Origin of the sequence: Thalassobacterium sedimentorum (genome assembly GCF_031127905.1) — a bacterium.
GTDB classification, from domain to species: Bacteria; Verrucomicrobiota; Verrucomicrobiia; order Opitutales; family Coraliomargaritaceae; genus Thalassobacterium; species Thalassobacterium sedimentorum.
On the sequence record NZ_JARXIC010000026.1, the window covers coordinates 51,580 to 59,898 of the forward strand.

Below are 8,319 nucleotides of genomic sequence, written 5' to 3' on the forward strand. Positions count from 1 at the left end.
GTATGAGGTTAAATTTTGAGTGCTTACTGTTGATTGGAAAGTTTTGCTTCAGCTATTTTTTTGTATTCGGCGTAGGTGTCCGACATCTGCTCGGGGGAGATTAATTTTAGCGCTTGCTGGTAGTAGGCCATAGCACTGCTAGTGTTTCCGATGGCATCATGTGCTTTGGCTGCGCCCATGAGTACGTCGACGATGTTTGGATAGAGTTCATTAAGTCGCCGCCATTTGGGTGCGGCAATCGCGTAGTCCTTTGCCAGGTTAAGGTTTTTGGCTTCGGCGAAAAGTGCTTTACCGCGTAGCGGCGAGTCGAGGGTAGCGAGTTGCGTGAAGACCTTCGCTGCCAAGCGGTGGGCGCCGCGCTGTTCGAGTTGGATGCCGAGTCGGTTCAGATTATTATGGATGGCGGTTTCAGGTTGTGTGCGTTGTCGCTCCTGAATTTCTGCGATTGTTTTCTGATAAAAAATCTCGGCTGCGGTATCTAGCTTGAGTAGTGCGCGATCGGCTTGTCGCCGCAAGGGGGCATCTTCCCAGTGCCGGTCTTGCTCCTCAATGAGGTCAAGAACTGTCTGGTAGGCGATTCGAGCTTGTGCTTCCTGCTGTGTTGCCTCCAAGGCTTTGGCTTCTTCCAATCTGACGATTGGGAGGCTCGGGAAGTCTGCGCGCAGTGCCTGCCATTTTGCGAGTGCGTCTTCATAGTGTTTTGCAAGAATAAGATTTTTGGCCTCTGAAAAGCGCGCGGGGGCTTTGACTTGTGAGTCGGCGCTGGCGGCTGCAGCAGCTAATTCGAATGCACGAGCGGCCATCGTGTACGCCTTTGCATTTTCAAGCGCGATCCCCAGATTGTTCAGTAATACATCGCTTGCAGCTGATTGTTGCGAAAGTATGGACACATATTGATCGAAGTCTTGTTGGGCGGCTTCGATCTGTCCATCGCCTGCAAGTGCGATGGCTCTTTGGGAAATGACTTCCATTTCTGTAGGATAGGCGGTGGCGAGTTGTGTCCATTTTGCAATGGCTGTCCTGTATTGGCCGGCTAGGTTCAAGTTCTTCGCTTCGGAGAAAAGTGCCTTACCTTGAATGGGGGAGGCGCTGCGTGCTGCGTCGCCAAATGCTTGCGCGGCCAGCGTATGTGCTTGCACCTTTTCAAGCTGTAACCCCAGTGCGTTCAGTTGTAGATAGGCCGGTGGTTGGCTGTTGCCTGGAATTGTTTGCAAGACTTCATAGAAGTTTTGATACTGATTGAGGGCGCCTTCGTTGTCGCCAGTAGCTGCATGGGCTAGCGTGAGGTTGGGTAAGTTGTCCAGCGAGCGCGGTTCTTCGAGTTGAGTCGATTTCACAAAATCCACTGCCCGTTGATATTGTTGTGACATTATCAGGGTTTTCAGATAGTTTCTTTGGGCATCTGCACGCACCTCTGAGTAGTAACTACTGGCTTTTCCGTAGGTGTCCGCCGCGAGTCTATAGTCTTCAATCAATTCGTAGGTTTGCGCGAGTTTGAAGTACATGGATGCATCATTCGGAGCATCGATTAGCATACGCTGATAAGCTGCGATGACGCTGCGTAGTTTTTCAGGGTTCATGTTGTCTTTTCGCGCTGCATCCATTTGCGAGAGTGCAACCATTCGATTGACGATGATATTACGCGGGGCAGTTTGTACGTCAGTCAAACCAAGTGTCAGGTTGCTTTCCCATGCGCGATTGCGTTCGATAGTGTAACCGGCGTATCCGATGAATATGAGGCTCGCCAGTCCAATGGTTGTCCGGGGGCTTAGGGCATACAGTTTGAGTAGTGCATAACCGACAGCTATGCTGACGCCGAGCGATGGGATGAGTAACCAACGTTCACTGACTATATTGGGAATTGTGAAGATCAGGTTTGTGAACAGGGCTAATGTAGTGAAAAAGAACGCAAGTGCAAAGCCCCAGATGTTGCCGCGCTGTAAATTGCAGAGCAATGCAATGCCTAAGAGAATGTAAGCTGCGAGGGCAAAAATAGCGCGAATGTCCCAAGCCTCGACAATGGGCACGCTATTGTAGACGTACATGACGACTAGTGGGTACGGAAGTGTGAGTAATTGAAGGTTCTTGCCCAGTGCATAGAGTCGGGTGCCTATCTGCTGACTGGTAGTGTCTGCTAGTAAAACGACGTTTGAGTATACTGATGTATCGGTAAGCTCGTTGGGGTTTTCACCAAATACGGATGAGCGGATCAGTAGGTAGAGTCCGACCATAGCAAGCATGGGGGCAACAGATAGAACGATGCGTTTGATGGAGAGCTTTGAGAAGAAATAGAGTATAAAGATACCTGCACCCACGAAGCTAACGATCGTTTCTTTTGTGAGTAGGGCTAGTAAAAAACAGAAGGCTCCAAGTGCGAGATAGCTGGCTTGTCCCAGTGTGCTCTCTTTGTGGGCATATTTGTGTAAGCAGTGTAAAGAAAGGATGCCAAAAAGCATGGCCAGCAGGTCGCCATTACCTTTGATGTTGGCAACCACTTCGGTGTGCACCGGGTGAATTGTAAATAAGAAGGTCGCGATGAATGCGAGGCGGTTACCGTAGTCATAAGGGGCGAATAGACTCAGTAATAAGCGATAGACCAAGAAGCAGAGTAAGGCGTAGCTGATGACATGTACGACATGGTATGCACTCGCTTTGAGCCCGAAGATTTGATGCTGTAGTGCTAATGCGGTGAGCTGCATTGGGCGGTAAATATGCATGTCGGAGTCGGGCTCGTAACCTTGCCAAGAGCCTTTGGTGAAGATGTCTGGTAGGCCAGAGAGGCCTTTTTTCACGTCTCTGTGTCCGGTTAATACTGCTGTGTCATCGAATACAAAACCATGGGTGAAGGTGTTGGCGTAGAGCAAAAATGCGAGCAGGACGATGATAGTAGCTGGCAGATAGGTAGGTTTTTTCGCTAAGTCTTTCATTGAATATACGAGGGGTCTCTGTGATGGCGAGAGCTTGTTAGAGAGTCAATCTCTATGGAGAACGTTAGATTTACGCTTGGGTTAGATGCGGATGAATGGTCTCATGAGGCGGGCATTGCTTATGGAAGCAGTGCTTTTAGTCGGCTGCGTGCTTCATTGTAATCGTTCTGTTGATTGATTGGTAGGCTTGCTTCAGAGTAACGTTGGACGATGGCGCGATAGATGTCGCGCGCTTCGGTCGTTCGCCCGAGTGCTTGCAGGCATTCGGCCTTGCTCAGCTCGGCTTTAATTACTTCAGGGTAGTCGCGTAATACTCGATCCCACTGAGTCACAGCTTCGGCATAGCGGCTGTCGGCTTGTAGGTTTTTTGCTGCCGAAAAAGCGGCTTTGCCGCGTATCGGCGAAGGGTGTGCTGCCGCATGAAGAAATAAGTCGGCCGCTAGATTATAGAGTTGGAGACTTTCTAAAATCACTGCGATCGAATTGATGTCTTTGCATTGTTGAGCATCTAGAGTGGGCTCTATGGAGACGATTTTTTCGAGCAGTTTAGCGGCTTGCATGGAGAGCGCTGCCAGATCGTCGCGAATGCCGGCGTGGGCGATTGTTTTTCCGATGGTTACTTCAATGAGCTGTGGGTAATCGTTTTCTAAGCGCTCCCAGCAGGGGAGTGCGGCGGAGTAATTGCCAGCGAGATTGAGCTGCTTTGCTTGGGAGAAACGTGCCTTGCCTTTGATCGAACTAGGATATTGGGTTGCCATGCCAAAGGCGCGGGCCGCATTTTTATGGTCTTTGAGTGAGCGGTAGATCTGGCCGAGTACATTGTAGCCAGATGCGGTCGCTTCTTTGGTGTCCTTGCTGACGCTTAACCAGTCTTCAAATAAGCGTGCGCTCTCTTGCAGCATGTCAGGCGGAGAGCCTGCTGCTTTAGTGGCTTGTAAGTGGTGTTGGGCCAGTCCCTTGAGGGCTCGCCAGTAATTCGGTTGTGCGGCGAGGCTTTTTTGTAGTTGCTCCATGGCTTGTTCGCTGCGCCCTAGCCCGAGTAATATCTCGGCTTTTAGAGCGAGTAGGCCTGCATTGTCCGGGTAGTCTTTTTCTAAGTCTTGGGCAATTTCGAGTGCACGAACGTAGTTTCTGGCGTAGAGTAGATTTCTAACGAGAGCGTAGGTTGCTGCGTCCTTGATTTCGGATTCGTAGTTGTCGGCCATGTCGAAGTGAATTGCCGCCATTTCGTATTTGCCCATTAATTCATAGGCGGTGGCTAGAGTATTTCGTGTGACGTAGTTGTTGGCTGTGATGCGTAATACGGCTTCCATCGCGAGCGCGCTTTCTTGGAGTAGATCAATGTCTACTGGATCGCTTTTTCGTGCTTGGCGGTAGAGTTCTGAACCTGCTAAGCGGAGCGCATTGTAATTGCGAGGAGAGGTGCGCATGTCGCTGGTGGCCAGGATTAGATCTGACTTCCAGTCAAAATTACGTTGAATTGTGTAGCCTGTGTATCCGAAGCAAAGTAGGGCGATTATAATGTGTGCGCTACGTGGGTAGTGTTTGCGAACTTCGATGAGAAGAATCGCAACGGCGAGGCAGAAAGCAAGAGAGGGGAGTAGTAGCCATCGTTCACTGACAATATTTGGAATTGAGAATAGTATATTGGAGAATAAGAAGATGGTTGTGAGATAGCAGCCGGCTGCAAAGCCCAGCAGCGTCCGTTTGGGGAGGCTCCATAAGAACCCAATGGTAATTGCGCTATAAATAACGAATGGGAGTAGGCTCTCAATTTGATAAGCTTCTACCATTGGGATGCTGTCATAGACATACATCATCAATAGAGGGTAGGGGAAAATCAGGAGCTGTAGGTTTTTTCCCAGTGCCCACATGCGTAGGCCGATTTCCTGACTCCATCCATCGGCGAGTAAGGTGACGTTGGAGATATTTGTGGTGGTATCGACTAATGAGTTTGCATTACCGTCAAAGACTAAGTGGCGTACTGTCAGGTAGAGGCCGATTGGAATGAGTAGTGGTGCTGTGGTCAGTGTAATCTTTCGAATGCTACATCCGTGAAAATAGTGAAGTAGCAGTGCTGCTACACCAATAATGGTGATGGCGGTTTCTTTGAAAAAGAGGGCAATTAGGAAAGCGAGGGTAGCTGCAACTAGATGATACCAGCGGTTGCTTTCGCCGAATGCGCGCACACATAGTAGCGTCAATATGCCAAACAACATTGCCATTAGATCGCCGTTGCCTTTGATGTTTGCGGCGACTTCTGTGTGGACTGGGTGTAAGGTGAATAGGATTGCGGCTAGGCGAGCGATGCTCGGGCCACCTGGATGTTTTTTTAGCAGTTTGCTTAGTAGTTTATATACCAGTAAGCAGAGAACTGCGTAGCTCAATACGTGGACAATGTGGTAACCGAGTGGGTTCAGCTTAAAAAATTCATACTGTACTGCGAGTAGACTTAATTGCAGTGGGCGATAGATGCGAAGGTTGCGCTCAGGGTTGAAGCCGGACCATGAGCCAGTTGTGAAGATCGTATCGATCCCCGCGATTCCTTGTTGGACATGCTTGTTGGCAGAGATGACGGCAGCATCGTCGAATACGAATTCATGGCCAAAGGTATTTGCATAAACTAAGACGGCAACGGCGCAGATGAGGACGGCCCAAAGGTTGCTTTTAGTGAGTGTGTGAATGTCTAAACCTTTCATGATGTAAGCATAGTGAATCCTGCTAGATTGGCTTCAGCTGGTAGATTAGTCGGATTTTTAAGTAGTATAACCCTTCCTCTCACAAGGGTAAATATATGGGGTAAGAAATGAGGAGTTATCTAGGGTCATTTTGGGCTATTCGCTCTAGTATTTCACTTACTTGCTATAACTCGACTTGAACATTGGCCTGAGTCTACATGTCGTAATTGAAAAGAATGGGGGGTTGACTTGTGCTCATTGTGGAGCCGTTCTCGGTGCTTCATTCATTATTCGTATTCGGGTGTACATTCCCAATTGCGTCATTCGTTAACTATTTTTTATTATCATGTCTTCGCTTAATATTGCCATCAGCTTTAATAACGAGAGTAGCTTAGGGCAGGTGATGTTTCAGAGCGGAATTGCTCAAAATGCTAAGTTTTTATATGACTTGCTCTTGCGGATTGGGCAACGCCCCTATTTTCTAGTGAGTTCGCCGGCGGCAGCGCGTCGTTTGGAAATTTGTGGTCTTGGTTATAAGGCCTACGATTATCGGGAGGTGCTTGGGATGCAGCAGCCGACTCATTTGGCACTTGAAGTTGGGGTGACCATTGGTCAGGCCCAGCGGCAGCAATTACGCCAGAAGTTTGGTACGAAAATCGTGAGTGTGCGCTATGGGCATAGCATGTATATGGATATGGAGGAAATGTGCGGTGATGTTGCACGTATGAAGGGAGCGATTCATGTTAATTGCCCGGACCGCGTTTGGGCTAGCCCGCATTTTGAGGCGGCTTTTTCATATCTAGAGACGCTTTATCAGGCGCCAGTTCAGACTTGCCCCTTTATATGGGAGCCAGATTTTGTACGTGGTGGTCCTAAGTTGGGGTATAAGGTGAAGCCGAATGTATACGTCATGGAGCCAAATTTAAGTGTGCTGAAAAATGCATTGATTCCAATGGCTATTATTGAGCGGCAGTACCGTGAGGCGCCTGAAACTTTTGGGGCCGCTTATATCCTTAATGGTCAAAAATTCAATGAGCGGCCATATTTTGTGGATAACATTGTGCGTAACTTCAGTAGTTTGATAGCGCAGTCGAATAAGGCATATTTTTGTGGGCGAGCTCGGTTTGTTGATGTCTTCAAGGAGCGTGATGTGCTTGTTGGCCACCAGGTGGATTGTCAGTTAAATTATTTGTACATGGAGGCTGTCTATCGGAACGTTCCTTTGGTGCATAATTCGCCAGCTTTTCGTGAGGTCGGGTTTTATTATGAGGGTTGCGATGTGCGTGCGGGGCGTGCTCAATTGAATGCTGCAATTGAAGCGGAAGATGTCGTTCAACAGGAAGAGGCCGGCCAGCGGTTCTTAGACGGTTACTCGATTCATAATGGGGCTGTACAAGCCGCTTATCAAGGGATGATCGATGAGCTCTTTCGTTAGTGCGGGGTGGTATCTGTGATCTCTGTCAGGGTGCTTTGTCGACTTGGCTTTATTGGGCGGCGTGAACTGTTCGAGTTCTGCGCACTTTAGTGGTTAATGGTGTGGTGTGATCAGTTTTTAAAAATGGGCACGTAATCATTGGCGTTAGGGGGCGTTTGGTCTCTGTCTTATGGGGGGAATACCTTGTTTTTCGTGGAAAACGTGCTTTTTGTGTGGCAGATTGGAGGTAGGGCTCATGATCACTGTGTGTTGGTTGGTTATGTGTAATTTTCGTGAGTCGAGGATTATTATACTATGTTAGGTCTGTTATCTGGCATGTTTGGATTATCGGAGCGTTGCTTACTTAGTCCTTTTGTTGGCCTGCTTAAACTGTGTACCAACGTTCGTGAGTGTAGTCTCTTTTTTAGTGTATCTCTTTGCTTGTTGGGTACACTATTCGGTTGACTAATTTCTAGGGTAAGGTTGGCTAAAGGACCCTATGGGGCATTGCCTATGGGCTATATTGAAGTATATGGCCTATAGTATATCGAATAAATAACTACTACAACACTACAATAACACTATCAAATATGAAAGTTCAGAAGAAAATTACAAACCCAGCGAAGTGGGCCGCGGGTATCGCGGCTCTCTCCATGCTGCCTTGCCTGGCTCAGGCGCAGGTTGGCACTCTGTGGACTAACGGGCTTAATGACCGGGTCGAATACAATGGCGTCAGATCAGACGTTAGCACGACTCTGATTACTTACGGTCAAGCGATTAATGAAAATATATCTGACATTCAATCTAATCGCGTGGATATTGTTTCTAATCGAGGGGATATCGTTTCCAATCGTTCAGATATCATTGATAACGCGAATGGTTTAGTCTCCAACAGCACGAATATCGCGTCTAACAGCACGAACATCGCGTCTAACAACACGAACATCGCGTCCAACGACACGAACATCGCGTCCAACGACACGAACATCGCGTCTAACAACACGAACATCGCGTCTAACAGCACGAACATCGCGTCCAACGACACGAACATCGCGTCTAACAGCACAAACATCGCGTCCAACAGCACGAACATCGCGTCTAACAGCACAAACATCGCGTCCAACAGCACGAACATCGCGTCCAACGACACAAACATTGCGTCTAACAGCACGAACATCGCGTCCAACGACACAAACATTGCGTCTAACAGCACGAACATCGCGTCCAACGACACAAACATTGCGTCCAACAGCACGAACATCGCGTCCAACGACACAAACATTGCGTCCAACAGCACGAA

General features: G+C 48.5%; 4 protein-coding genes. 1 reads left to right on the top strand and 3 read right to left on the bottom strand.

Annotation, left to right across the window (positions count from 1 at the left end):
• Nucleotides 1-23: 23 nt before the first annotated feature.
• Both QEH59_RS14105 and QEH59_RS14110 read right to left on the bottom strand, forming a co-directional pair.
• The gene (locus QEH59_RS14105; protein ID WP_308986020.1) at nucleotides 24-2,927 is read right to left on the bottom strand and encodes a hypothetical protein; all 2,904 of its coding nucleotides are present in this window, start codon (nucleotides 2,925-2,927) and stop codon (nucleotides 24-26) included.
• A 119-nt stretch (nucleotides 2,928-3,046) separates the two neighbouring features.
• The gene (locus QEH59_RS14110; protein WP_308986021.1) at nucleotides 3,047-5,626 is read right to left on the bottom strand and encodes a tetratricopeptide repeat protein; all 2,580 of its coding nucleotides are present in this window, start codon (nucleotides 5,624-5,626) and stop codon (nucleotides 3,047-3,049) included.
• Nucleotides 5,627-5,951: 325 nt separating this feature from the next.
• On the opposite strand from QEH59_RS14110, the gene QEH59_RS14115 reads away from it, so the two are divergent.
• Nucleotides 5,952-7,040: a DUF2827 family protein gene (locus tag QEH59_RS14115; protein ID WP_308986022.1), complete on the top strand. Its 1,089-nt coding sequence runs from the start codon at nucleotides 5,952-5,954 to the stop codon at nucleotides 7,038-7,040.
• Nucleotides 7,041-7,818: 778 nt separating this feature from the next.
• On the opposite strand, the gene QEH59_RS14120 is transcribed toward QEH59_RS14115, so the two are convergent.
• A partial coding sequence (locus QEH59_RS14120; RefSeq protein WP_308986023.1) for a hypothetical protein occupies nucleotides 7,819-8,319 on the bottom strand: 501 nt, incomplete at its 5' end.